This is a genomic window from Aliidongia sp. (assembly GCF_035943795.1).
GTDB lineage: Bacteria > Pseudomonadota > Alphaproteobacteria > ATCC43930 > CGMCC-115725 > Aliidongia.
Genome location: NZ_DASZBY010000050.1, coordinates 1 through 24,137, shown reverse-complemented (window position 1 = coordinate 24,137; position 24,137 = coordinate 1). Strand labels below are relative to the sequence as shown.

The following is a 24,137-nucleotide window of genomic DNA, read 5'->3' as shown; positions in this document are numbered from 1 at the left end:
ATGGTCAGTTGCGGCTGGGAAACACGCCGAACAGCGCGATGCACCAGGTGACGGCAAGGAAGGGCATGCGGTTTTCGTGGGGCTGGTTGCCGCCGCCGTTGCCGACCGGACCCAGCACGACGGTCGGCGCATCGGTGCTGTAGACGGCCTCGGTCGGATTGTTCGCCTCGTTGGCATAGCTGGAGCCCAGCAGCGCACCCGTTCCGGGCACGTTCGTGCCGAGGGTAGTGCCATTCGCGACCGCCGCGACGGTATGGGTATGGGACGGCATCTCCACCGATGTCAGCGCGTGGCTTTCCACGCCGACCTGGTCGCCGACATTGTACGGCGACAGGCCGGGTCCCTGACCCTGGCCGACGGCCAGGCGGCCCCTGAAATCGGGCAGGGCAAAGGTCGTCGTGCCGTTCCCGCCGTAGGTCGTGCCGAGGATCGCGAACAGCGCCGTGTTCTGGGAGATCGGCAGCAGCTGTCCGTCGCACAGGGCGAAACCCTGGGGAGCGAAGTTTCCGGCGAAGATCATGCACTCGCCCAAAAATGGCTCTGACATCCGTCACATTCCTTCAAGTGCCAAACGGCTCAATTGCGAGAGGGGAAGATTCCTTGAAGCGCGATGCACCAGGTGATTGCCAAGGACGGCTGCAGGTTGGTGTGCGGCTGCGACTGACCGGCGGCCGCCAGTTCCTGGGGCGAGAGCGAGGTGAGCGGACTGGTCGCGGTCGTGTAGCGGTTGATCGGGAACCCGACGCCGCCCCGGCCCGAACCATGGGCCTCGGCGAGCGCGGCGCCGGTCGGCGGGCCGACGGTTGCCGAGGCGGCCAGCGCCGGCAGGGCATGGGAATGGCTCCCCAACTCGCCCCCATTCAAGGTCACCTGCTCGACGCCGTCCTGTTCACCCAGGTCATAGGGGCTCAAACCCGGCCCTTGGCCGGCGTGAACGGGAACCCGCCCGCGCAGATCGGGGAGCGCGAAATTGGTCGTGCCGTTCCCGCCGTAGGATGTGCCGAGGATCGAGAACAGTGCCGTGCTCTGCGCGATCGGCAGCAACTGCCCGGCGCAGGCGGCCCAGCCGCGGGGGGCAAAATTGCCGGCGAAGGGCATGAGCTGGCCCAACAATGGCGTCGATGGCATCGTCACTCACTCCGTTTTGGTCGCCGGCCCATCCGGGCCCGTCCGCGCGTTCGATCTGCTCCGGCTCTCCGGCATCAATTCCGGGAGGGGAAGATCCCGAACACCGCGATCATGTAGTTCATGACGAGAAGGGGTTGCCTGTTCTCGTGCGGCAGACCGGTGCCGGCCAATGCTATCGCGTTGGGCGCCAAGGTCGTGGCGCCGGCCGTCGACGGCAGGGGGATATAGGCCGAGGTCGTTGCCGGAGAGGCGCCGAGCACGGTGGTGGGACCGGGCGCCGCGCTGTTTCCCGTCGTGGCACCCATCAGATTGTGCGAATGGCCGGGTGTCTGGCCGCCCGTGAGGCCGACGCTTTCACTGCCGCCCGCCTCGCCCTGGTCATAAGGCGACAAACCGGGGCCTTGGCCGGAATGCACCGTCGCGCGGCCGCGTAGATCGGGGAGGGCGAAGGTACTCGTGCCGTTCCCGCCGTAGAAGGTGCCGATGATCGAGAACAGCGCCGTGTTCTGCGAGATCGGCAGGATCTGCCCGTTGCATAAGGCCCAGCCTTGCGGGGCGAAGTTTCCGGCGAACACGGCGATTTGACCGAGGATAGGACTGCTCATGGGCTCGTTCCCCGCGTTGATGGCGCTGCTCGCGGCGTCTGGCGCGCTTCCGGCGGAAGCGCGCGACCGCCCGTCGGCTGGCTAGGCGATTTCCTGGGTCGGCGCGGCCGATTTGCGGCGCCTCGCGACCGCCAATCCGGCCAGTCCCGCACCCAGGATCGCCAGGCTCATCGGCTCGGGCGTGGGCGTCGGACCCGTGCCGCCTCCGGTCTGGAACGACAGGTCGATCGCCAGGATGTCGTTCAGGTTGGGCTCGAGTCCGGTCAGATTGATGCGCAGATCGGTCGGCGAAACCAGGGTGAGGGCGACCGGCAGGAAGTCCGCGGCGCTCGAAGCATCGATGGAGACGCCCGTGATATCGACGCCGGACGAGAAGAAGAACTCGAACCCGGTGAAGGTATCGGTGCACGGGTTGCCCGTGCTGCAGAACGGAAAGGTCGACTGGTTGGTCAGCGTGATCTTCGAGCCGCCGACGGCGATGCCCGTTTCGCTGTTCGCCCCCGGCGCGTACGAGGCGCCGCCGGGATTGGTGATCGTCTGCGTGCCTTCATCCTCGGCGTCGCCGGAAACGCGGTCGCCCAGGTAGAAGATCGCATCGACCGTATTGGTGCCCGTGCCGATCAGGTCGGCCCTTGCGGGTGCGGCGGCGAGCGCAGCAAGCCCAAAACACGAAATGGCAAAATAAATGCCGAACCGCATGACGAGTCCCCCCGGTTGACTGTCGACGGACAGATCATCAACAAGTTGGCGCCCGAAAACGGGTGGAATCCGGACCGCCGCTGCGCGTTCTCTTTATTAATGAAGTAACGATAAACTAATAATCACCGCTTGAAAAGATACCTGTTGCGGCGCTCGCCGCGTGCCGGATCCTCCGATCCCTCCAGGGGAGTTTGCCAAAAAATCAAGTATTTCAGCCAGATTCTTGCCGGCCTAGGCCGACGGTTTGCTCATTCAGTCACGATTCTGCGCGCGATGAGCGGATCCAGGTACCGATCTTTTTTGGAATATAAGAGAAAAAAGACATGGTTAATAGTTGAAAGTGTAAGAATTTCCAGAATCGCCTAAATCATTACTTGGATTCATTTGAATTTCGGCGATCGAAGATAGACGATCCGCGACGTGATGGGAGTTCGGTTTCGACGGGAATATGACCGGGCAAATGCAACTTTTCGCCAACTCCATCGCCGCCCGGGAATGGGGCGGTAAGTACTGGAGTAGTGCTGGAGCGATCCGCCTATCCGGCCGTCTTCCCCACGACGGCCGCGATCTCTTCCTTGAGAATGGCGACGACCTCGGCCACGCGGACCTCATCGAGGCGCGACGCGAGCGTCGCCGTGCTGATCGCGCATTCGGGCGCGCCCAGGTGGCGCGGCACCGGGACGGCGACGCCGCCGACTTCGGCCAGGAACAGGCCGCCCGATTGGGCGAAGCCGTCGATGCGGATTCGCTCGACCCAGGACGGCAGGCTTTCGGGCAGATCGGGCACCAGCATGCGCAGGCGCCGGTCGTTGTGGACCAGGATCGTGTCGGACTCGTCCTCGCTGAGCGTTGCCAGGATCGCGAGGCTGCCCGGTCCGATGCCGAGGGGGATGCGACCGCCGATGCCGCCGGTCAAGGTCCGCACGCTGACGATGCCGTCCTGCTTTGCCAGGCACACGGCATCGTAACCGCTGCGCACCATCAGGAAGGCGCTGTCGCCGGTCCGCTCGGCCACCCGCATCAGGGCGCCGCGCCACATCTCGACCAAGCCCATGGTCGATTGCGACTTGAGCGCCAGCGCATAGATCTCCGGCCCCAGTTGATAGCGGCGGCCGGTGGCCGACCGCAGGGCGAAACCCTGCTGCACCATCGCGGCCAACAGCCGGTGCACCGTCGGCTTGGGCAGCGCTACGGCCCCGGCGATCTGGGCCAGGCTGGCGCCGGCAGCGCCATGGGCAGCAAGCGTGCGCAGCACGTCGAAGCTTTTCTGGGTGGATTGGGCGGGCACCATTATCCAACTGTTCCATATTATGGAATTCAATTGAAGATAAATATCATGATGTGAAATCGTCTTTGACAGACCCGACCATGCCGTGATGCAGTCCGAGTGAGACGATGGAGGACGGATGGAGCGGGTCGCGCTGATTTCGGGAGCGAGCAGAGGTATCGGCGCTGCCATTGCGCGACGTCTGGCGGCCACCGGCTGGCGTCTGGCGCTGGGCGTCCGCTCGCCCGATACTCTGACCGGGGACCTGGCGCCGTCGGAGGTGCTGACCGCCCATCGCTACGACGCCCTGGACCGCGGGGCGGCTGCCCGTTGGATCGCCGAGGCGATTGAGGCCCATGGCCGTATCGACGCGCTCGTCAACAACGCCGGCATCGCACCCCATGTCGGGCTCGAGGACGGCGACGACGAGGTGCTGGACGAATTGTTCGACGTCAACGTCAAGGCACCGTTCCGGGTGATCCGCGCCGCCCTGCCGCACCTGAAGGCGAGCGGGCAGGGGCGTGTGATCAATCTCGCCTCGCTGTCGGGCAAGCGCGTGCTGGGCCTCAACGTCGGCTATCAGATGTCGAAGCACGCCGTGGTGGCGCTGACCCATGCCGTGCGGCGGGTCGGCTGGCCCCACGGCATCCGGGCGACCGCGCTCTGCCCGGGCTATGTCGACACGGACCTGATCGCCGGTCATACCGAGCTGCCGGCCGGCGAGTTGATCCGCCCAGAGGATCTGGCCCGCATGGTCGAGCTGTTGCTAACCCTGCCGAACTCCGCCTCCATCGCCGAGCTGCTGGTCAACGGCCGCTACGAGACCACGCTATGAGCCCCCGAGGACAGTTCGTCCGCTTGGCCGAGCGGCCGGGTGCCGAGATCCATTTCACGATCGACGGCACGCCCGCGACCGCGCGTGCCGGCGACACGGTGCTGACCGCGATCCTGCTGAACCGACCGAGCCTGGGCGCCAGCGATTTCACGCCCCACGACCGGGCCGGCTTCTGCCTGATGGGTGCTTGCCAGGCGTGCTGGGTCCATGATGCCGAAGGCCGGCGTCGCCGCGGCTGCTCGACCCTGATCGAGCCCGATATGGCGCTGTTCACGAAATGGATGCCGCCCCATGGTTGAGCCCCGCCTGGTCGTCATCGGCGCCGGCCCGGCCGGCGTGCGCGCGGCGGCGACGCTCGCCCGGGCCGGCCGGCCGGTCGTGCTGATCGACGAGAACATGCGGATCGGCGGCCAGATCTACCGCCAGCCGCCGCCGGGTGCCGAACGGCCGCCGGAAGCGCTCTACGGCTTCGAAGCGGCGAAGGCGGTCTCGATCCATCGCGCGCTCGACGGGCTGCAGGATCGGATCGACTATCGCCCGGAAACCCTGGTGTGGAACGCCCGCGACCGGGTGCTCGACCTCAATGGACCGCGGGGCACCGAACGGCTGGTGTTCGATCGCCTGATCCTGGCGACCGGGGCGACCGACCGGTCCATTCCGTTTCCCGGCTGGACCCTGCCCGGGGTGTTCAGCCTGGGCGGCGCGCAGATCGCGTTGAAGGCGCAGGGCTGCGCCATCGGCCGCCGCGTCGCCTTCGTCGGCACCGGGCCGCTGCTGCCGCTGGTCGCCTACCAATATGCCAAGGCCGGCGCCGAGGTGGTGGCCGTGCTGGATACCAGCTCCTTCCTGACCAAGCTGAAGGCGGCGCCAGGGCTGCTCACCCTGCCAAAACTCTTCGCCAAAGGGCTCTATTACCTGGCGCAGCTGAAACGGCGCGGCATTCCGATCGTCGAGGGTGTCGAGGGCCTTGCCGTCGAGGGCGCCACGGCGCCGCAGGCGATCACCTGGCGGCACGGCACCACGGGCGGACGGATCGAATGCGATGCGGTCGGCGCCGGCTTCGGCCTGCGCTCGGAGACCCAGTTGGCCGATCTGCTCGGCTGCGCGTTCGCCTTCGACGACCTGACGCGCCAATGGCTGCCGGTCAAGGATGCCGAAGGGCGCGCGTCGGAGCGGCATCTCTATCTGGCTGGCGACGGCGCGGGTATCGCCGGCGCAGATGCGGCGGAACTGGCCGGCGAGCGGGTCGCGTTGACCCTGCTCGGCGACCTGGGCAGCCGGGTCGATGCCGGCCGGATCGCGATGCTCGACCGCGGTCTCGCCCGGATCCAGCGCTTCCGTCGGGCGATCGAGGCGGCCTTTCCGTTTCCCCATCGTTTCCATGCGTCGATTCCCGACACGCTGACCATCTGCCGTTGCGAGGGCGTGACCGCCGGCGACCTGCGCCGCCAGGTGGATGGTCGCGAAGCATCCGAGATGAACCGGCTCAAGGCCTACAGCCGTCTCGGCATGGGGCGCTGTCAGGGGCGCATGTGCGCTTCGGCGGGAACCGAGCTGCTCAGCCATTGGCGTGCGGCCGAGGTCGGCGCGGTCGGACGCTTGCGCGGCCAGGCGCCGGTCAAACCGATCCCGGTCGCCGAATCGTCACCAGGGACCATGGCATGAGCGAACGTTTGACGACGGATGTCGCCATCATCGGCGGCGGGACGGCCGGCTGTGCTGCCGCCCTGGCCTTGCGCAAGCGCGGCCTGTCGGTGGTCCTGCTCGACAAGGGCTTCTGCGGGGCGGGGGCGAGCGGGGTCAATTTCGGCGGGGTCCGGCGCCAGGGGCGCAGCTTCGCCGAATTGCCGCTGGCGGCGCGCGCCCGTCCGCTGTGGGACCGTTTGCCGGAGCTGGTCGGCGAGGACGGCGAATTCAAGGCGACCGGCCACGTCAAGCTGGCGCGGTCCGAAGCCGACATGGCCACGCTCGAAACCTATGCGCAGGGTGCCGCGGAGCATGGGCTGGATCTGAAGCTGATCGGCCCGAACGCGGTGCGCGACGCGTATCCCTGGCTGGGGCCCAAGGTGGTCGGCGCGTCGCTGTGCGCCGACGACGGCCAGGCCAATCCACGCTTGGTCGGTCCGGCCTTCGCCCGTGCCGCGCGCCGTGCGGGTGCCGATATCCGCGAATTGACCCGGGTCGAGTCCGCGAGCTTCGGGGGTGAGACGTTCGAAACCGTCGCGGCGGGCGGCCTGCGGGTCGAGAGCCGCTGGCTGATCAACGTCGCCGGCGCCTGGGCCGGCAAAGTCGCGGAATGGTTCGGCGATCCGGCGCCGGTCGCGACGCTGGCGCCGAACATGGCGGTGACGGAACCGCTGCCGTTCTTCATCTCGCGCTCGATCGGCGTCTGCGGCGGCGACGTCTACGTGCGCCAGGTCGATCGCGGCAACGTCGTGTTCGGCGGCGGTGCCGGCTGGGGTGATATCGACCTGGATCGCGCGCGGCCCCTGGCACCCACCACGGAAACCGCGATGGCGAAGCTGATCGACATGATCCCGGCGCTGAAGGGCGCGATGGTGATCCGATCCTGGTCGGGCCTCGACGGCGAGATGCCGGATCATATCCCCGTGATCGGACCCGGCCTGCACCATCCGCGACTGCTGCATGCCTTCGGCTTTTCCGGCCATGGCTTCCAGCTCGGGCCCGCGGTCGGCGAGGTTTTGTGCGAGCTGATCGTCGATGGCGAGACGTCGACCGATATCAAGGCTTTCGCAATCGCGCGTTTTCAGTGATTCAATATCCGGAACCAAGATGCCCGCAAAGGGCGAACGAAAAGGAACAGGGACGATGAAGCGGTTTCACATCCTCGCGGCGGCGCTGTGTTGCATGGCATCACCCTTGGCGCTCGGAACGGCACAGGCCGAAAAGATCCTGAACGTCGGCATGGCGGCGGCTGACATCGGCGCGCTCGACCCGCATCGCGCGGTCTCGACCCAGGACAAGCCCGTGATGAACTGGGTGTTCAACGGGCTGGTGCGCTTCAAGCCCGGCTCGGTCCTGATCGAGGACCTGGAGCCGGATCTGGCGGAGAAATGGGAATCCTCCGCCGACAAGCTGACCTGGACGTTCCATCTGCGCCACGGCGTGCAGTTCCAGAGCGGCTATGGCGAGATGACGTCCGAGGACGTGGTGTTCTCGCTCGAGCGGGCGGCCAACAAGGACCAGTCCTCCTTCGCCGCCGACTACGCCAATGTCGACAGCATCAAGGCGCTCGATCCCTATACGGTTCAGATCAAGCTGAAGCAGGTCGTGCCGGGCTTCCTGGGTCTGGTCTCGAACTACCAGGGCGGCAATGTCGTCTCGAAGAAGGCGGTCGAGAAGCTGGGCGACCAGTTCCGCACCATGCCGGTCGGCACCGGGCCGTTCGAGATCAAGGAATACCAGCCCAACCAGGGCATCACGCTGGTCGCCAACGCGAAATATTTCCGCGGCAAGCCGAAGATCGATGGCATCAATTACAAATTCATTCCGTCGGATGCCAGTCGCGACCTGGCCTTCTCCTCGGGCGAACTGGACCTGCTCTACGGTCGCCAGGATCAGAAATGGGTCGAGCGGACCAAGGAAGCGCCCAAGACCGTGGTCGACGTGATCCGCCCGGCCGAGCTGGCCGAGCTGTCGCTCAACGAGACCAAGAAGCCGCTCGACAATCTCAAGGTCCGGCAGGCGGTCGCCTATGCCATCGACCGTGAAGGCATCGCCAAGTTCAAGGGCGAGGCGACGGCCGAGCCGGCGCTGTCGGTCGTGCCGGCAGGTTATCTGGGCACGATCAAAGCCAAGCTGTTCCCCCATGACGTCGCCAAGGCCAAGGAACTTCTCAAGGAAGCGGGCTATCCGAACGGCGTCACCATCACCGCGATCCAGACCAGCCTGCCGACCATGCTCAACTCCATGCAGATCGTGCAGGCGCAGTTGAAGCAGGCCGGCATCACGCTCGACCTGCAGGTGGTCGACCATGCGACCTTCCACGCCCAGATCCGCAAGGACCTCAGCATGGCGGTGTATTATTCGGCGGCCCGTTTCCCGGTCGACGACATCTATCTGACCCAGTTCTTCCACTCGCGCTCGACGGTGCTGACACCGACCGCGGCCACGAACTTCTCCCATTGCGCGGTCGCGGATAAGGAGATCGACGAGGCGCGGGCCGAGCCGGACGAGGCGAAGCAGAAGGCGCTCTGGGCGACCGCCCAGCAGAAGATCGTCGACGACGTCTGTGCCGTGCCCTTGTTCGAGCAGCTGCAGGTCTGGGCGCATCACACCAATCTGCACTTCAACTACGACCTCAAAGGCTCGCTCAACCTCGGCCCGACCCTGACCGAGGCGTCCACGCTGGATTGATCGGAAGCCGCCACCCAACCTAAGCCGTCATGGCCGGGCTTGACCCGGCCATCCACGCCTTGGTGCAGCGCGCCTTTCTTGCCGACACCGATCAGGCGGAGGCGCGTGGATGCCCGGGTTAAGCCCGGGCATGACGGTGAGTTTCAATGACGACCGAGAGAGAACCATCGCCCACATGCTGCGTTTCGTCGCCCTTCGTCTCGTGATGGCCTTGCCCACGCTGTGGGCCGTGCTGTCGCTCGTCTTCGTCCTGGTGCGGATCGTGCCGGGCGATCCGGCGCTCGTCATCCTGGGCGATCAGGCGACCGAAGAGGCGCTGGTGGCGCTACGCCACCGCATGGGGCTCGACGTGCCGCTGTGGGACCAATACCTGCAGTTCATGGGGCAGGTGCTGCGCGGCGATCTCGGCCAATCCATGGTGCGCAACCGTCCGGTCTGGGGCGAGGTCGCGACGGTACTGCCCTATACCTTGGAACTGACGTTCCTCGGCATCTTCCTTGGCGTGGTCATGGGGCTGCCCCTGGGCGTGCTCGCCGCTCAGCATCGCGGCGGCTGGATCGACGCGGTCGCGCGCTGGACCTCGCTGCTGGGCCTCAGCTTTCCGGCCTTCATCTCGGGCATCCTCATGCTGCTGCTGCTGGCGGTCGAGCTGCCCTGGTTCCCGGTCATCGGCAACGCGCCGTTCAACAACCCGCCGGCCCATCTGCGTGCCCTGGTGCTGCCGGCGCTCAACCTGGGCTTCATCATGGTCGCCTACGTGGCACGCGTCACCCGGTCCGGCATGCTCGCCTCCTTGAGCGAGGATTATATCCGCACCGCGCGCGCCAAAGGCGTGACGGCGCGGCTGGTGGTCTGGCGGCATGCGCTGCGCAATGCGCTCATCCCGGTCGTGACCGTGGTCGGGCTCTATTTCGGCATCCTGATCGGCAATTCGGTGCTGACCGAGATCGTGTTCAACCGGCCGGGCCTCGGCAAGCTGATCGTCGGCGCGCTCAACGACCGCGATTACACGATGTTGCAGGGCCTGATGGTCATCTATGCCCTGGTCGTGGTCGTGGCCAACCTCGCGACCGACCTCGCCTATGGCGCGGTCGATCCGCGCATCCGGGTGCGCTGACATGACCGTCGCCGCCGTCTCCGCACCCAAGGGCATCGCCGGCCGGGCGCTCGGCAACCGCTCGCTCATGGCGGGCCTGGTCATCCTTGCCCTGATAATCCTGCTCGCCGTGCTGGCGCCGTGGATCTCGCCGTTCGATCCGAACGACCAGGATCCGGTGCTGAGCCTGGGCGCGCCCAATGCCGAGCATTGGTTCGGCACGGATTTCTTCGGCCGCGACGTGCTGAGCCGCGTGATCTGGGGCGCACGGGTCTCGCTGTTCGTGGGTGCCGTCTCGACCGCGATCTCCATGCTGGTCGGCGGCACGATCGGCATCGTGTCGGGCTATCTGGGCGGGCGCTTCGACCAGACGGTGATGGCCGTGATGGACGTGCTGCTGAGCTTTCCCCAGTTGATCATGGGGCTGATCATCGTGGCGCTGCTCGGCGCCAATCTCGGCGACCTGATCCTGGCGATCGCGATCACCGCCGTGCCGCCGTTCGCCCGGGTCGCGCGCGGGCCGACCTTGAGCCTCAAGGAACGCGATTTCGTCGAGGCCTGCCGGGCCCTGGGCTTCTCCAACGGCCGCATCATGCTGGTGCATATCCTGCCGAACGTGCTCGACGACCTGATCGTCATGGGCTCGCTCTGGCTGGCGACGGCGATCCGGACCGAGGCGAGCCTGAGCTTCATCGGCCTGGGATTGCCGCCGCCGACCGCGACCTGGGGCAGCATCATCCGCGAGGGTTTCGAGAACCTGCTGGATGCGCCCTGGCTCGCGGTTTTCCCGAGCCTGGCCGTGCTGGTCGTCATGCTCGCCCTCAACATGATCGGGGACGGATTGCGCGACGCGACCGACCCGAAGGCGGCGGTATCGTGAGCAACGTCGTGCCGCTGAAAACCCCGCCGGCGCTGGCGGTCAAGGATCTGACCACCGGTCTCAGAATCCGCGGCGCCTGGCACGAGGCCGTGCGCGGCGTTTCGTTCGAGGTCGCACCGCGCGAGACGGTGGCGCTGGTCGGCGAGTCCGGTTGCGGCAAGAGTCTGACCGCGATGTCGGTCATGGGGTTGCTGCCGGCCAAGGTCGGCAAGATCCTCACGGGCAGCGTGACGGTCGACGGGCGCGAGATGGTCGGCCTCGCCGAACGCGAGCTGGAATCCCTGCGCGGCAACCTGGTCTCGATGATCTTCCAGGAGCCGATGACCAGCCTCAATCCGGTGCTGCCGGTGGGCTTCCAGATCGCCGAGACCCTGCGGCGCCATCGCGGGCTCGACGGCGCGGCGGCGCGGGCCGAGGTGCTGCGGCTGATGAACCGGGTGCAGATTCCGGCCGCGGCCCGGCGCATCGACGACTATCCCCACCAATTCTCAGGCGGCATGCGCCAGCGCGTGATGATCGCCATGGCGGTCGCCTGCCGGCCCAAGGTGCTGCTGGCCGACGAGCCGACCACGGCGCTCGACGTCACGATCCAGGCCCAGGTGCTGAACCTGCTGGCGGAATTGCAGGCCGAGGACGGCATGGCCGTGCTGTTCATCACGCACAATCTGGGCGTCGTCGCCTCGATCGCCCAGCGGGTCGTGGTCATGTACGGCGGCGACGTGGTCGAGACCGCCCAGGTCGAGGATTTCTTCGCCCGGCCGAGCCACCCCTATAGTGCTGCCCTGCTGTCGTCGGTGCCGCGCGCCGACCGTCGGCCGGAAGCGCTGGAGCCGATCCCGGGTCAGGTGCCGACCCTGTTGCAGATGCCCGCCGGCTGCCGCTTCCAGTCGCGCTGCCCCCAGGTCATGGCGCGCTGTGTCGAGCGTCCCCCGCTGGTCCCGGTCGGCGGCCGGGCGGACCATCGCATGCGCTGCTGGCTGGGCGTACCGGCCGGTGCCGAGGGGGAGGGCGCCTGATGCTCGCCATCAAGAATCTGGTCAAGACCTTCCCGGTGCGCTCCGGCTTCGGCTTTTCCGGCCCGGTGCAAAGCGTGAAGGCACTCGACGGCATCTCGTTCGACGTCGCGCGCGGCGAGGCGCTGGGCCTGGTCGGCGAGTCCGGCTGCGGCAAGTCGACGACCGCGCGCGCTATCCTGCGGCTGACCGAGCCCGACGGCGGCGAGGCCCTGTTCGACGGTGCCGATCTGTTCAAGGCGACGGGACCGGACCTGCGCCGCCTGCGCCGGCGGTTGCAGATCGTGTTCCAGGACCCCTATGCCTCGCTCAATCCGCGCCGGCGCATCGGCGACACGCTCGCCGAGCCGATGAAGGTCCATGGTATCGCCGAGGCGAAGGAATGGCCCGAGCGGGTGCGGGCCTTGCTGGCCGAGGTCGGATTGCCGGCTGAGGCCGTGCATAAATATCCCCACGAGTTTTCCGGCGGCCAGCGCCAGCGCATCGGCATCGCCCGCGCGCTGTCGGTCGGGCCGGAACTGCTGTTCCTGGACGAGCCGGTCTCGGCGCTCGACGTGTCGGTCCAGGCCCAGGTGCTGGTGCTGCTGAACAAGCTGCGCGAGAAGCGCAATCTCGCCTCGGTGTTCATCTCCCACGACCTGGGCGTCGTCCGCTATTTCTGCCAACGCGTCGCGGTGATGTATCTGGGGCGGATCGTCGAGGAAGCGCCGGCCGAGGCGCTGCTGGATACACCTCTGCATCCTTATACCCAGGCTTTGCGCGCCGCGACGCCCACGCCGGACCCGGCGCACAAGGTCACCATGGTGCGCTTGACCGGCGACCCGGCCTCACCGCTCAACCCGCCGCCCGGCTGCCATTTCCATCCGCGCTGTCCCCACGTCATGCCCCGCTGCAAGGAGGAGATCCCCTTGTTGCAGGAAGTGGCACCGGGCCGCCGGGTCGCCTGTCATCTGATGGACAAGACGTAAGGAATCCCAATAGCTTGCCGTCCCGCCGGCCGCGCGATCGCCGCAGGACGTCGAGCGTGGGGATGTCGTGCAGCCGATCCCGGAAACTGCCGCCAATGGCAATACGATGTTCTGACCCGCCGGGGGGCCGGCCGTGGTCGATTGTCGCGCGGCTCTTCCGAAGCGGGCTCGAGGCCTTTAGGCTCCTCCGGTCGGCTGCGCAAAGCACCGAACGGGGAGGGATTGATGGAAGTATTGATTATCGGCGGCGCCGGGATGATCGGCCGCAAACTGGCCGATCGCCTGGTCGCGGACGGCAGCGTCGGCGGCCGGAAGATCGACCGGCTGGTGCTGCAGGACATCGTCGAGCCGGCGGCCCCGGCAGGCGCCGCCTTCGAAACCCGTGCCATCGCCGGCGATTTCTCCAAACCGGGCCTGTCGGAACAGTTGGTCGCCAGCAGGCCGGACGTGATCTTCCATCTGGCCGCGATCGTGTCGGGCGAGGCGGAGGCGGATTTCGACAAGGGCTACCGTATCAATCTGGATGGCACCCGCCTGCTGCTCGACGCCATCCGCCAGGTCGGCGGCGGCTACAAACCGCGCCTGGTGTTCACCTCGTCGATCGCCGTGTTCGGCGCACCGTTCCCCGACGCGATCGGCGACGAGTTCCACCTGACCCCGCTGACCAGCTACGGGACCCAGAAGGCGATCTGCGAGCTGCTGCTGGCGGACTATTCACGCCGCGGCTTCGTCGACGGCGTCGGCATCCGCCTGCCCACGATCTGCGTGCGTCCGGGCAAGCCCAACAAGGCGGCCTCGGGTTTCTTTTCCGGCATCATCCGCGAGCCCTTGAATGGTATGGAGGCGATCCTGCCGGTGCCGAAGACCGTGCGTCATTGGCATGCCTCGCCGCGTGCCGCGATCGGCTTCCTGTTGCATGCGGCCGGGCTCGATACCGCGGAGATGGGGCCGCGCCGCAACCTGACCATGCCCGGCCTTTCGGTGACGGTGGCCGAGCAGATCGAGGCGTTGCGCAAGGTCGCGGGCGACGCGGCGGTTGCGCTGATCCGCGAAGAGCCGGACCAGACGATCCGGAACATCGTCGATGGCTGGTCGCGCAATTTCGATCCGAAGCGGGCGCTGGCGCTCGGCTTCAAGGCCGATGCCAGCTTCGAGGAGATCATCCGGATCTACCAGCAGGATGAGATGGGCAAATAGGGCTCGCCCAAGACGCGTCCGGCCACGGGAAGACCCGTGGCCGGAATGCGAAGGTCCGCAGGATCGCAGGATCGACCTAACGGGCGGATCCGGTGTCGTTGGCGACGAAGGCGGCCGGGCCGATCAAGGTCGGGTAGGAGATCACCGCCCCGTTGTTGTCCAGCATCTGGACCGGGATCGAGCTCGACGCGCCCGGTGCGCCGGGTGAGCCCGCACGATAGCCGAAATCATAGGCGTCGGCGGCCCACAGCACGTCCGACACGTAGTTGGTGAGGTTGGCGAGGCGACCGCCGACGGACGGGCGCTCGACGACCCACTCGGCACTGTTGCCGACCAGATGGGTTCCCGGCGGTGCAGAGAAAGCGATGTTGACGTAAGTGTTGTTGGTGTAGTTCACCATATAGGCATGGCCCGCCGTGTTGCTGGTGCTCCAGACCTCGACGAAGATGTCGTCGCCCGGCGCGATCGGGAAATTGCCGATCCGGACTTCGCCGTACGGATACCATTCGTACCAGGCCGAATAGTAGGTCGCCTTGGAGGAGCTGTTGCCGTAGCAATAGGCGTCGGACTCGGTGCCCGCCTGCAGCACGTCGCCGTTCGACCAGCCGTCGATACCGGCCCAGGTCGAGGAATAGTCCCAGCCGTTGTTGCAGGTCCCGAAGGCCTGCTCGGCGATCGGCACGATATAGTCCGAGACCAGGAAATAGTAGGACGATGAACCGTAGCTCGACGCCTGGTTGGTCAGGACATAGCCGCTCCAATTGTAGGACGAGCTCGTGTTCTTGACTGAGGCCGACTTGTTCGCCGGGCCATGCATGATCTGCGTCTGCTCGAGCGCGGGGACGACATGGTTCTGCGAAGCGGCCATGGCCTTTTGCCAGGTGGCGAACGTCGCCGGCGACTTGGTGGCGTCGGGACGGGGCGGGAAGCCATAGAGTGCCAGGTCGGCGTCGGGTGCCGTCAGCGGATTGAACGCGGCCGGCGGATCCACGTAGGTCCGGGCGCCCGGCAGGTTGAGCGGCACCTCCCGCGTCGCCGGCTCGGCGGCGAAGGCGAGGGTCGAGGAGAAGCAGCCGGACAAGATCACGAGACCGGCGGAGATCTTGACGAGGTCTTTGCCAATCGAAAGCATCATGAAGCCCCTTAATGCGGATCGGCATGATCGCCGACACCCGGACCATGACGCCGGGGGCGGCTCCGGATCTTTAAGCGCCGGTCTAAAGGATGCTAAAGTTTGCTAACGGCGGGATGACTCCAGGGGGTCGCGCGCCGCGCTGGATCGCGGTACTCTGATCCCTGACCGGCAGCGCCAAGACCGCCGTCGTCGCAACTTTCGCATCTGGTGGGCCGTATCGGCCGCGGAAGGAGCATGAATGGCGGCAGAGCAGTCGGCGCGACCCTATCGATTCGGGGATTTCTATCTTCCGGCGGACCGGCGGGCGCTGATCGGGCCGGACGGTCCGGTCCACCTCTCATCGCGTGCCATCGACATTCTCTCGGTCCTGGTCGAACGACGGAAGCGGATCGTCCCGAAGGACGAACTGATGACCTTGGTATGGCCGGATACTTTCGTCGAAGAGAACAATCTCACCGTCCATATCTCGGCCTTGCGCAAAACGATTGGCGCGGCGCGGATTGCGACGATCCCCGGACGCGGCTATCAGTTCACCGGTCCGGTCGAGGACGACCCGGCGATGGGCGCCTCGGCGTCGCTCGACGTGCCCGAGGCGCCGGCCGATATGGTCTTGCCGACATCGAACCTGCCTGACGCCACGACGCCGCTCATCGGCCGGGGCTCGGAATTGGCCGAACTGCATGAGTTGAGCGAACGGCATCGCCTGCTGACGATCACCGGGCCGAGTGGGATCGGCAAGACCCGGCTCGCGGTCGCGCTGGCCGACGCCTTGCGCCCGCGCTACCCGGACGGCGTCTGGCTGGTCGATCTGGCGCCGCTCACCAGCCCGGCGATGGTGCTTGCCGCGACCGCGACCGTCCTTTCGGTCGTCCCGGGCGCGGCCGGCCTGTCGGTCGATACCGTCGCGACGGCGATCCGCCAGCGTTCGCTGCTGCTGCTGTTCGACAATTGCGAGCATGTGTTGCCGGCGGTGGTGGAACTGATCGACGCGCTGCTGCGGCAGGCACCGGCGGTCGCGGCTCTCGCGACCAGCCAGGAAAACCTGCGCAGCCGATGGGAACAGGTGTTTCGCCTCGATCCCCTCGAATTGCCGCCGGCCGACGCCCGGGACATCCATCGCTTCGGCGCCATCGAACTGTTCATCGCCCGGGTCCGCGCCTTGGATCGCCGCTTCGAACTGGTCGCGACCAACATGGCGGCCATCGCGGAGATCTGCCGGGAACTCGACGGCATTCCACTCGCCCTGGAGATGGCTGCGGCACGCGTCCCGATGTTCGGGGTCGAGGAATTGCGCAACCGCCTGGGCGACCGTCTGCATGTGCTGACGACAGGACCGCGCACGCTCGAGGCTCGCCACCAGACCCTGCGCGACACCGTCGCCTGGAGCCATGGCCTGCTCGACCCGACCAGTGCGGCGGTGTTTCGGCGCCTGGCCATCTTCGTCGGCGGTTTCACGCTGGAAGCGGCGTCGGCGGTCGTGTCGAGCGACGGCAAGACGCTCTACGACACGATCGAAGGCCTGAGCCGGCTCGTCGACAAATCCCTGGTCGTCGTCGAGGGCCGGGATCGGCCGCGCTACCGCCTGCTTGAAACCCTGCGGCTCTATGCGCTCGAAAGGCTCGACGAGAGCGGCGAGGCGGCAGAAATAGCCGCGCGCCATGCGCAATATTTCGCGGCCTCGTTCGACGAGGCGAGCGCTGCGTGGGAGACCACGCCGGACAAGGAATGGCTGGAGCGCCACGTGCCAGATCTGGACAATGTGCGGGCGGCGCTCGACTGGGCCTTCGGGGCTGCCGACCGTCGGCCGCTCGCGGTCAAGCTGGCCGGCGCCAGCGCGCTGCTGTGGCTGGTGCTGTCGCTCGTCGCCGAGGGCCGGGCCCATACCGACCGGGCGCTCGAATTCGTCGAAACCGGCGATCCCTCGCCCGACGCGGCGCGCCTGCTGCGCTATGCCGGCCTGTTCTGGCATGCCGTCGACCATGAGCGGGCGATGACCTTGCTGCAGCGGTCGAGCGATCTGTATCGCCGGCAGTCCGATCCGCTCGGCCTGGGTGCGGTGCAGGCCTTCATGGCCAGCATCCACATTCGCCTGGGGCAGGAGGCAAAGGCGGCGGCGGCGTTGTCGGTCGCGAAGACGATCCTGGTGTCGTCCTCGTCACCGAAATCCTTGTTCAACGTCATGAACAACCTGGGTTCGCTGGCGCTGCTCGGAAACCGCCTGACCGAAGCGCGGACGCATTTCGAGACGGCGCTGGCGCTCGCCCGATCGCAGCGGAACCTGACGCGCGAGGCCCTGATCCTCGCCAACCTGGCCGAGGTCGAGTTCAGCCTGGGCCAGGTCGATCAGGCGGTCGAGCGCGGCCGGGAGACCGTGCGCCGGCTGCGCCAGGCCGGCGTGCGCGCGGAACTCGGCTGGGCGCTCGGCAATCTCGCGTCCTACCTGCTGGCGCAGGGCAATGGCGAGGAGGCACGGCCGGTCGCCGGCGAAGCCCTGTCGCTGGTCCGCGAGGAAGGCGGCTTCATCGTTCGCGTCTGCCTGCTGCAATGGGCGCTGCTGGGCGCATTGGACGGCAACCCGATCCAGGCCGCTCGCCTGCTGGGCTTCGTCGATGCCGGCTTCGACGCTGCCGGCGAAACCCTGCAACCGACGGAGCGGCAGATCCGCGACCGGCTCTGGTCCCGGCTGACCGGAGCCCTGGCGGCGGAACGCATCGCCGCCGCCGCCGCGGAGGGTGCCCGATGGAGCGAGGACGATGCCGTGTCCTTCGTGGTGCGGGAACTGCTTCCGGCGCCGGAATGACAGGGTTCAGAAGCCCCGCATGATCACAGCGTTCGGCACCGGCACCAGGACCGTGACACCATCGCCCTGGGTCAGCGGCGCGGCTGCGGCCGGGTCGGCAGCCGCCTGCGGCTCGGTGCCGGTCACCGGCTCCTTGGCGGTTCCACCGACCGGCAGGTAGGAAACCGTAATCTCCTGCGTGGCGTTCGGATCGAGCTCGATCGTCGCCAGCATGTAGGGCGGGTTGTGGGTGATGCGCTTGATCTTGCCCTTCAACACGTTCGCCGTCGAATTGACCATGACCGCCTCCCGATGAATATGGTTAATCGTAAGTTAATCCGGGGTGAAATACCAGGTATCTCGGTATGCCACATGGCCGGGCGCGGGACCTGTGAAGCCGGTCTCCTGTTGCGTGCGGAGGCTGTCGTGGCAAGATATTTGGCGCACGTCGTTCGGCTGGCCCTTCGTTCGGGTGATCAGATGCAACTTCTCCAAGAGCCGGACCGCGACCTTCGCCCTTTTGGAACGGCGATGCCGGTTTTCCTCATCTCGTTCAACCGCGGCGCCATGCTGCAGCGAGCCATCGCCGCGATCGGGCGGCAAGCGCGGCGGACCGAGATCGTCATCCACGACAACGGCAGCACGGACCCGTCCACCCTGGCGATCCTCGACGACCTGGAGCGAGGCGGCATCCGGGTGTTCCGCTTTCCCTCGATCGCATCGGCCGACGCGTTGAACGAGGTGGACCGGACGGTCCAGGCGTATTTCGCGGAGCGGGGCCGACTGTCGGCCTATGCGGTCAGCGACTGCGACATCGACCTGTCCGTCGCCGATCCGCGCGCCCTCGATCTCTATGAAGAACTGCTGGATCGGTTCCGGCATGTCGAATGCGTCGGGCCGATGCTGCGCATCCGCGACATCCCGCGATCGTACCCGCTGTTCAACAGCGTCATGGAAGCCCACATCGAACAGTTCTGGCGACGCAGGCCTGCGTTCGTGCAGACCTCGGCCGGCGAGGTCGCCGTGCTGTCGGGCGGGGTCGATACGACTTTCGCCGTCCATCGCGCCGGCGCGTCGTTCCGCAGACATAAACCGGGCCTGCGGGTCTACGAGCCGTTCGAGGCGTTGCACCTGGACTGGTACACGCGGGAGGAAGAGGACGACGTCTACTTCGATACCTCCCATCCGCAGGTCTCGCATTGGAACAATCGCGATTATCGCGCGCGTCTGCGGCACCAACGCCTTTATCACAGCAAATTCTACACGGTTCGGCGAAATGCCGACGGGGCGTCCGAGGTCCATATCGAATACCTGCCGGATGTGCCGGTATTCCAGGCATGCCTGCCGGGTCCGCGCCGCGTCGCAAGGAAGCTGAAGCGCCGGACCAGGACGATTGCGACCAGGCTGGCCAGGACGGCAGCGGCGATCGTCGCTCTCATCCCCGAGAGTTGGCTCTGATCCGATCGCGCAAAAGAAAAGGGGCCCGACCGTAACCGGCCAAGCCCCTTGTTTCTCTTCGTCTTGTCCCGCGTCCGGTTTGGTCGGAGTGAGAGGATTCGAACCTCCGGCCCCTAGCTCCCGAAGCTAGTGCTCTACCAGGCTGAGCTACACTCCGCCGTGCGCAGGAGCCGGGTTATAGACAGCTCATGGGCCGACTGCAACAGGCATCATCGACCCGCATGGCTGCTAGTAACCCCGTTGCAAACAAAACTCGATTACGTCCAGCAGCGCGCGCCGAATCGGCTGGTCGGGGAACAGCATCAGGGCGGCGGCGGCATCCTCGGCATAGAAGCGGGCGCGCTCCATCGTGGCGTCCAGGGTGCCGTGTTTGCGCAGCAGGCCGATGGCGTGGCCCAGGTCGGCGTCGGTCTGCTCCTGCTCCTCGAGCGTGCGGCGCCAGAAGGCGCGCTCGGTATCGTCGGCGGCCTTCAGGGCGAGCACGATCGGCAGGGTCATCTTGCCGTCGCGGAAATCGTCGCCGACCGATTTGCCCAGCTCCGCCTCGCGCGCCGAGAAATCCAGCATGTCGTCGATCAGCTGGAACGCCATGCCCAGGCTCTGGCCGAACCGGGCAAGCGCCTTGATCTCCTCTTCCGGCCGGCCGGCGACCACGGCGCCGATCTCGCTCGCGGCGGCGAACAGCACGGCGGTCTTGGCGCCGATGACCTGGAGATAGGCTTCCTCGGTCGTCTCGATGTCGTTCGCGGTGACGAGCTGCAGCACCTCGCCCTCGGCGATCACGGCGGAGGCGCCGGACAGGATGCGCAGCACGTCGAGCGAGCCGTCCTCGACCATCAGCTGGAAGGCGCGGCTGAACAGGAAATCACCGACCAGGACCGATGGCTTGTTGCCCCAGACCGCGTTCGCGGTGGCAAGCCCGCGGCGCAGGTCGCTGGCATCGACCACGTCGTCATGCAGCAGGGTGGCGGTATGGATGAACTCGACCGCGGCCGACAGCGCCAGGTGCCGGTCGCCGCGATAGCCCACCAGCTTGGCCGACGCCAGGGTCAGCATGGGCCTCAGGCGCTTGCCGCCGGCGGCGATGATATGGCCGGCCAGTTGGGGAATGAGCGCGACCGGGCTCTGCATCCGGTCGAGAATCAGCGCATTGACGCGCTTCAGGTCCGAATCGACGAGCGCCGACAGGGCGCTCATATCCGGCTTGCGCGCCGCTTCCGCCGTATTCGTCAAACCGGGCATTGCTGCCAATCCATCTACTCCCAAGCTCACGCCTTCCGTCCGCTCGATCCCCATGGGGCATGACAGGTTGCCGCCCGGCAGAATAGAGTGCGGGAAGGGAGGGTCAAGCCGCGTCGCGGCACCGCCCCGACGAGCCCGGCCCAGCCAGGGTACACCTAACAGATCCGAGCGAGCAGTTCATCCGGTGCCTTACCTCTTTCGCGCGCATCTGCCGCAGGTCTCATCCGTGCTGGGCGCCATCGCCCGGGCGGCGGCATGAAGGAACTGCTTCGCTCCGCCGATTTCGTGCGCCTGAGCTTCCTCGAGGCGCTGCTGGGCGAGGCGGGCATCGAGGTGCTGGTGCTGGATCGCAACATGAATGCGACCTGGGGTGCCGCCTTTCCGCCGCGGCTGATGGTCGATGATGAGGATTTCGCCCAGGCCCGCCGGCTGCTGGTCGAGGCCGGCGAGCTTGCCCGTGAGGGACCGGGGTGAGGGGTGCCCGATGACGCAGCCGACCGGCGGCCAGACCGAGGACAAGCTGATGGGTGGCCGCGTCGTGCTGCGCCAGCCGGCGGACGGGTTCCGCGCGGCGATCGACCCGGTGCTGCTGGCGGCCAGCGTACCGGCGACCGTGCGCGACAGCGTGCTCGACATCGGCACCGGAACCGGGGCCGCGGCGCTGTGCCTCGCCCGCCGGGTGCCGGGCATTCGCGTCACCGGTCTCGAGCTGCAGCGCGACCTGGTGCGCATCGCCGGCGAGAATGCGGCGCTCAACGAACTGGAGGCGACGGTCGCGTTCGTGTTCGGCGACATCCTCAACCCGCCGCCGCGCCTGGCGCCCAGCGGCTTCGACCATGTCATCGCCAATCCGCCCTACCTGGAAGCCGGCACCGCGACCCTGCCCGAGAACGAGGCGCGCCGCGCCGCGGTCGGCGAGGGGGCGGCCGATCTCAAGGCCTGGGTGCGTTTCGCCCTGTCGATGGTGCGGCCCAAGGGCACGGTGACCTTCATCCACCGGGCCGACCGGATCGACGGGCTGCTGACCGAGCTGCATGGTCGGGCCGGCGAGATCGTCGTGTTCCCGCTGTGGCCGGCGATCGGCAAGCCGGCGAAACGCGTGCTGGTCCGCGCGCGGCGCGACATCGCGACGCCGACCCGGCTGGCGCCCGGCCTGATCCTGCATGCGGCCGACGGCAAGTTCACCGCCGAGGCCGAGGCCGTGCTGCGGGACGGCTGGGGGTTGGTGCTGTAGGCGGCCGGGCTGTTCGATGAAGCGGTTTGCCCCCTTTGCCGCCACGGTTTTGCTTGCCGCCTGTGACGGGGCCAGCCCGGATTGGACTGCCTTCAGCGGCCCCTGGCCGGCGCCCGGCATGGTCGCGACCAACGGGACCGGCGTCATCGTCGCCGATGGGCTCGTGCTGACGGCGGGGCATGTGGTCCGGGGCTGCAAGGTGATCCGGCTCGCCGCAGCGTCCGACCGGTTTCGGGCGGTTCCGGCGCGGATCAAGGCCTCCGGCCCTTCCCATGGCGCGCTCGAACTCGACGTCGCCCTGCTGGAAGCCGCCCCGCTGATCGGGGCGCCTTGGCCGCCCGCCCGGTTCAGCGATCTCTGGCCCGACGATGCCGAGATTGCGGGCGTGCCCTATGGAAGGGGCGGCGAGGTCGAGACATCCGGTGCCGTGACTCTGCTGGGATATCCGGACGGCACAATGGCGCCCCATCCTGCGGCCAGCCCGATCGCGCATCTCGTCGCGTCGCGACCGGACGACGTCCTGCAGTTCCACCTGTGGGACTTTCTGGGCGATGCCGCGCCGGGTTTCAGCGGCGGACCGATCGTCGATGCGCATGGCGCGGTGCTCGGCATCGCCTTCAAGGGCCGGCCGGCCCACGATCCCGAACTGGTCCTGCTGGGAATTCCAGAGGGACTGGGACTGGCCGTTTCGTCCCGGGACCTGATCGCGTTCCTCAATCAGAACGGCGTCGAAACACTGGGCATGCCGACCCGTCCGATCGCGGATAGCCTCGTTCAAGTGTTCTGTTTCCGTTAGAGACGATGCGGGATCGAGCAGACTGCGCTTGACTGTGCGTATAATATGCATAGGCTATGCATATGAGTAATGCCAACAAGCTCGGCGCGCTCGGCGTGCTGATTTCCGACGCGACCGACGCCGCGCTGGGCGAACTGTCGCCGAGTGCGGCGGCCCTGTTGCTCACGCTGCACCAAAGCCCGAACCTGACCGTCACCCAGTTGGCCAAGGTGGCGGCAGTGGCCCAACCGACCGCCGTCCGGCTGTTGGACGGCCTGGTCCGGCGCGGTTGGGTCGACCGTCACGACCGGATCGGGCGGACAGTCCCGCTGGCGTTGACGGAGGCAGGAGCAACACGGGCGCAGTCTCTGCTCACGGCGCGGCTCAAAGTGCTGGATCGTCTGCTCGCCGCCTTGCCGGAACCGGATCAGGCCGCGTTCGAGCGGGCCGTGGATCAGGTGCTGGCTGCGGCGACGACGTCCCGGGCCTTCGCCCGCACCGTCTGCCGGATGTGCGACCACACGACATGCGACGGACCACGCTGCCCGGTCGGGACGCGCGCGACCGAGATCGAACGACAATCCGAAAGGAATGGAAGATGTTGATCGCCCACGACGGCGTCGGGCCGCGCATTGATCCTTCCGCTTGGGTGGCGCCCGACGCCACGGTGTGCGGCGATGTCGTGATCGGCCCCGGCGCCCGCATCCTGCACGGCGCCCGTCTCGTCGGCGAGGCGGGCGGCGCCATCAGGATCGGCCGGAACTGCATCGTCATGGAGAATGCGGTGGTGCGCGCCAGCCGCCGCCACACCTGCACCATCGGCGATCATTGCCTGATCGGCCCCAATGCGCATATCGCCGGCGCCGTGCTGGAAGATGAAGTGTTCATTGCGACCGGGGCGGCCGTGTTCCATGGCGCGCATCTCGGCCGAAGGGCGGAAGTCCGCATTCACGCCACCGTGCATCTGCGCACGCGGCTCGCGCCGGGCGTGACCGTGCCGATCGGCTGGATTGCCGTCGGCGATCCAGCGCGCATCCTGTCGCCCGATCGGCACGACGAAATTGCGGCATTGCAGGCGCCGCTTAATTTTCCGCTCTGGGTCTATGGTTTCGACCGGACTGAGCCGGATCTGATGGTCCAGGTGACCCGGCGGCTATCCGAGGCGCTGGGCACCCATGCAGCGGATCTGGCGATCCAAGCTCCGGGTGACATTGACGACGATCGGACGCGCTCTGGAGATTCCGCCGCACTCACCCCATCTCCCTGACCATCATGAGCCTTCGCACCCTTCTCCATCGCCTTTCCGGGGGGCACCTGCCGCTTCCGCCGCCCGTCGTCGCCGTGCTGCGGCTCGACGGCGTCATCGCCACGCGCGGCGGCCTGCGTGGCAAGAGCCTGTCGATGGCCGGGCTGGCCGAGCCGATCGAGCGGGCGTTCCGCCTGAAGGAC

At 67.1% G+C, this 24,137-nt stretch carries 25 protein-coding genes and 1 tRNA gene; 17 read left to right on the top strand and 9 right to left on the bottom strand.

Features of this window, described 5'->3' with window-relative positions:
* Nucleotides 1-4: 4 nt before the first annotated feature.
* The 5 genes from VGV37_RS08400 to VGV37_RS08380 all read right to left on the bottom strand — a co-directional run bounded on the left by VGV37_RS08400 (nt 5) and on the right by VGV37_RS08380 (nt 3,723).
* On the bottom strand, nt 5-547 hold the full coding sequence (locus tag VGV37_RS08400; protein WP_326879202.1) for a phage tail protein: 543 nt from the start codon (nt 545-547) through the stop codon (nt 5-7).
* A gap of 29 nt (nt 548-576) precedes the next feature.
* Nucleotides 577-1,128: a phage tail protein gene (locus tag VGV37_RS08395; RefSeq protein ID WP_326879201.1), complete on the bottom strand. Its 552-nt coding sequence runs from the start codon at nt 1,126-1,128 to the stop codon at nt 577-579.
* A 74-nt stretch (nt 1,129-1,202) separates the two neighbouring features.
* Nucleotides 1,203-1,733: a phage tail protein gene (locus VGV37_RS08390; RefSeq protein ID WP_326879200.1), complete on the bottom strand. Its 531-nt coding sequence runs from the start codon at nt 1,731-1,733 to the stop codon at nt 1,203-1,205.
* Nucleotides 1,734-1,814: 81 nt separating this feature from the next.
* Nucleotides 1,815-2,432, bottom strand: coding sequence for a PEP-CTERM sorting domain-containing protein (locus VGV37_RS08385; RefSeq protein WP_326879198.1), 618 nt, complete (start codon nt 2,430-2,432; stop codon nt 1,815-1,817).
* Nucleotides 2,433-2,967: 535 nt separating this feature from the next.
* Nucleotides 2,968-3,723: an IclR family transcriptional regulator gene (locus VGV37_RS08380; RefSeq protein WP_326879197.1), complete on the bottom strand. Its 756-nt coding sequence runs from the start codon at nt 3,721-3,723 to the stop codon at nt 2,968-2,970.
* A 115-nt stretch (nt 3,724-3,838) separates the two neighbouring features.
* Here VGV37_RS08380 and VGV37_RS08375 point away from each other — a divergent pair, with 115 nt between their 5' ends.
* The 10 genes from VGV37_RS08375 to denD all read left to right on the top strand — a co-directional run bounded on the left by VGV37_RS08375 (nt 3,839) and on the right by denD (nt 14,065).
* Complete coding sequence (locus VGV37_RS08375) at nt 3,839-4,534, top strand: SDR family NAD(P)-dependent oxidoreductase (RefSeq protein WP_326879196.1); 696 nt, start codon at nt 3,839-3,841, stop codon at nt 4,532-4,534.
* A complete protein-coding gene (locus VGV37_RS08370; protein ID WP_326879195.1) occupies nt 4,531-4,833 on the top strand; it encodes a (2Fe-2S)-binding protein in 303 nt (100 codons plus the stop codon). Before VGV37_RS08375 ends, VGV37_RS08370 begins: the two co-directional genes overlap by 4 nt.
* A complete protein-coding gene (locus VGV37_RS08365; protein ID WP_326879194.1) occupies nt 4,826-6,199 on the top strand; it encodes an NAD(P)/FAD-dependent oxidoreductase in 1,374 nt (457 codons plus the stop codon). Before VGV37_RS08370 ends, VGV37_RS08365 begins: the two co-directional genes overlap by 8 nt.
* Nucleotides 6,196-7,308: an FAD-binding oxidoreductase gene (locus tag VGV37_RS08360; protein ID WP_326879193.1), complete on the top strand. Its 1,113-nt coding sequence runs from the start codon at nt 6,196-6,198 to the stop codon at nt 7,306-7,308. The genes VGV37_RS08365 and VGV37_RS08360 overlap by 4 nt, the downstream gene beginning before the upstream one ends.
* A gap of 55 nt (nt 7,309-7,363) precedes the next feature.
* Nucleotides 7,364-8,911 carry an ABC transporter substrate-binding protein gene (locus VGV37_RS08355; protein WP_326879192.1) on the top strand — a complete coding sequence of 516 codons (1,548 nt, stop codon included), beginning with the start codon at nt 7,364-7,366 and terminating at the stop codon, nt 8,909-8,911.
* Nucleotides 8,912-9,020: 109 nt separating this feature from the next.
* Nucleotides 9,021-10,028 carry an ABC transporter permease gene (locus VGV37_RS08350; protein WP_326879191.1) on the top strand — a complete coding sequence of 336 codons (1,008 nt, stop codon included), beginning with the start codon at nt 9,021-9,023 and terminating at the stop codon, nt 10,026-10,028.
* Nucleotide 10,029: 1 nt separating this feature from the next.
* Nucleotides 10,030-10,887 carry an ABC transporter permease gene (locus tag VGV37_RS08345; RefSeq protein WP_326879190.1) on the top strand — a complete coding sequence of 286 codons (858 nt, stop codon included), beginning with the start codon at nt 10,030-10,032 and terminating at the stop codon, nt 10,885-10,887.
* Nucleotides 10,884-11,903 (top strand): ABC transporter ATP-binding protein, encoded by a 1,020-nt coding sequence (locus VGV37_RS08340; RefSeq protein ID WP_326879189.1) that lies wholly within the window; start codon nt 10,884-10,886, stop codon nt 11,901-11,903. Before VGV37_RS08345 ends, VGV37_RS08340 begins: the two co-directional genes overlap by 4 nt.
* Nucleotides 11,903-12,868 (top strand): oligopeptide/dipeptide ABC transporter ATP-binding protein, encoded by a 966-nt coding sequence (locus VGV37_RS08335; RefSeq protein ID WP_326879188.1) that lies wholly within the window; start codon nt 11,903-11,905, stop codon nt 12,866-12,868. The genes VGV37_RS08340 and VGV37_RS08335 overlap by 1 nt, the downstream gene beginning before the upstream one ends.
* Before the next feature lie 225 nt (nt 12,869-13,093).
* Entirely contained in the window at nt 13,094-14,065 is a 972-nt protein-coding gene (gene denD / locus VGV37_RS08330) for a D-erythronate dehydrogenase (protein ID WP_326879187.1), read from the top strand.
* A gap of 76 nt (nt 14,066-14,141) precedes the next feature.
* Here the strand turns inward: denD and VGV37_RS08325 are convergent, their stop codons facing one another.
* On the bottom strand, nt 14,142-15,200 hold the full coding sequence (locus VGV37_RS08325) for a G1 family glutamic endopeptidase (RefSeq protein WP_326879186.1): 1,059 nt from the start codon (nt 15,198-15,200) through the stop codon (nt 14,142-14,144).
* A gap of 238 nt (nt 15,201-15,438) precedes the next feature.
* Between VGV37_RS08325 and VGV37_RS08320 the strand changes: the two genes are divergently transcribed.
* Complete coding sequence (locus VGV37_RS08320; protein WP_326879185.1) at nt 15,439-18,000, top strand: ATP-binding protein; 2,562 nt, start codon at nt 15,439-15,441, stop codon at nt 17,998-18,000.
* A gap of 6 nt (nt 18,001-18,006) precedes the next feature.
* Here VGV37_RS08320 and VGV37_RS08315 read toward each other — a convergent pair whose 3' ends face one another.
* The gene (locus tag VGV37_RS08315) at nt 18,007-18,279 is read right to left on the bottom strand and encodes a hypothetical protein (protein WP_326879184.1); all 273 of its coding nucleotides are present in this window, start codon (nt 18,277-18,279) and stop codon (nt 18,007-18,009) included.
* A 231-nt stretch (nt 18,280-18,510) separates the two neighbouring features.
* Between VGV37_RS08315 and VGV37_RS08310 the strand changes: the two genes are divergently transcribed.
* The gene (locus VGV37_RS08310) at nt 18,511-19,437 is read left to right on the top strand and encodes a glycosyltransferase family 2 protein (RefSeq protein ID WP_326879183.1); all 927 of its coding nucleotides are present in this window, start codon (nt 18,511-18,513) and stop codon (nt 19,435-19,437) included.
* Between the two features lie 80 nt (nt 19,438-19,517).
* Here VGV37_RS08310 and VGV37_RS08305 read toward each other — a convergent pair.
* Together VGV37_RS08305 and VGV37_RS08300 are read right to left on the bottom strand one after the other, a co-directional pair.
* A tRNA-Pro gene (locus VGV37_RS08305) sits at nt 19,518-19,594 on the bottom strand.
* 71 nt (nt 19,595-19,665) lie between these two features.
* The gene (locus VGV37_RS08300) at nt 19,666-20,679 is read right to left on the bottom strand and encodes a polyprenyl synthetase family protein (protein WP_414637952.1); all 1,014 of its coding nucleotides are present in this window, start codon (nt 20,677-20,679) and stop codon (nt 19,666-19,668) included.
* 255 nt (nt 20,680-20,934) lie between these two features.
* Here VGV37_RS08300 and VGV37_RS08295 point away from each other — a divergent pair, with 255 nt between their 5' ends.
* The 5 genes from VGV37_RS08295 to VGV37_RS08275 all read left to right on the top strand — a co-directional run bounded on the left by VGV37_RS08295 (nt 20,935) and on the right by VGV37_RS08275 (nt 23,955).
* Nucleotides 20,935-21,153 carry a DUF2007 domain-containing protein gene (locus tag VGV37_RS08295; RefSeq protein WP_326879182.1) on the top strand — a complete coding sequence of 73 codons (219 nt, stop codon included), beginning with the start codon at nt 20,935-20,937 and terminating at the stop codon, nt 21,151-21,153.
* Between the two features lie 10 nt (nt 21,154-21,163).
* Nucleotides 21,164-21,913, top strand: coding sequence for a tRNA1(Val) (adenine(37)-N6)-methyltransferase (locus tag VGV37_RS08290; protein WP_326879181.1), 750 nt, complete (start codon nt 21,164-21,166; stop codon nt 21,911-21,913).
* 16 nt (nt 21,914-21,929) lie between these two features.
* On the top strand, nt 21,930-22,709 hold the full coding sequence (locus tag VGV37_RS08285; RefSeq protein WP_326879180.1) for a serine protease: 780 nt from the start codon (nt 21,930-21,932) through the stop codon (nt 22,707-22,709).
* A gap of 62 nt (nt 22,710-22,771) precedes the next feature.
* Nucleotides 22,772-23,293 (top strand): MarR family winged helix-turn-helix transcriptional regulator, encoded by a 522-nt coding sequence (locus tag VGV37_RS08280; protein WP_326879179.1) that lies wholly within the window; start codon nt 22,772-22,774, stop codon nt 23,291-23,293.
* Nucleotides 23,287-23,955: a gamma carbonic anhydrase family protein gene (locus VGV37_RS08275; protein ID WP_326879178.1), complete on the top strand. Its 669-nt coding sequence runs from the start codon at nt 23,287-23,289 to the stop codon at nt 23,953-23,955. Before VGV37_RS08280 ends, VGV37_RS08275 begins: the two co-directional genes overlap by 7 nt.
* Nucleotides 23,956-24,137 lie beyond the last annotated feature (182 nt).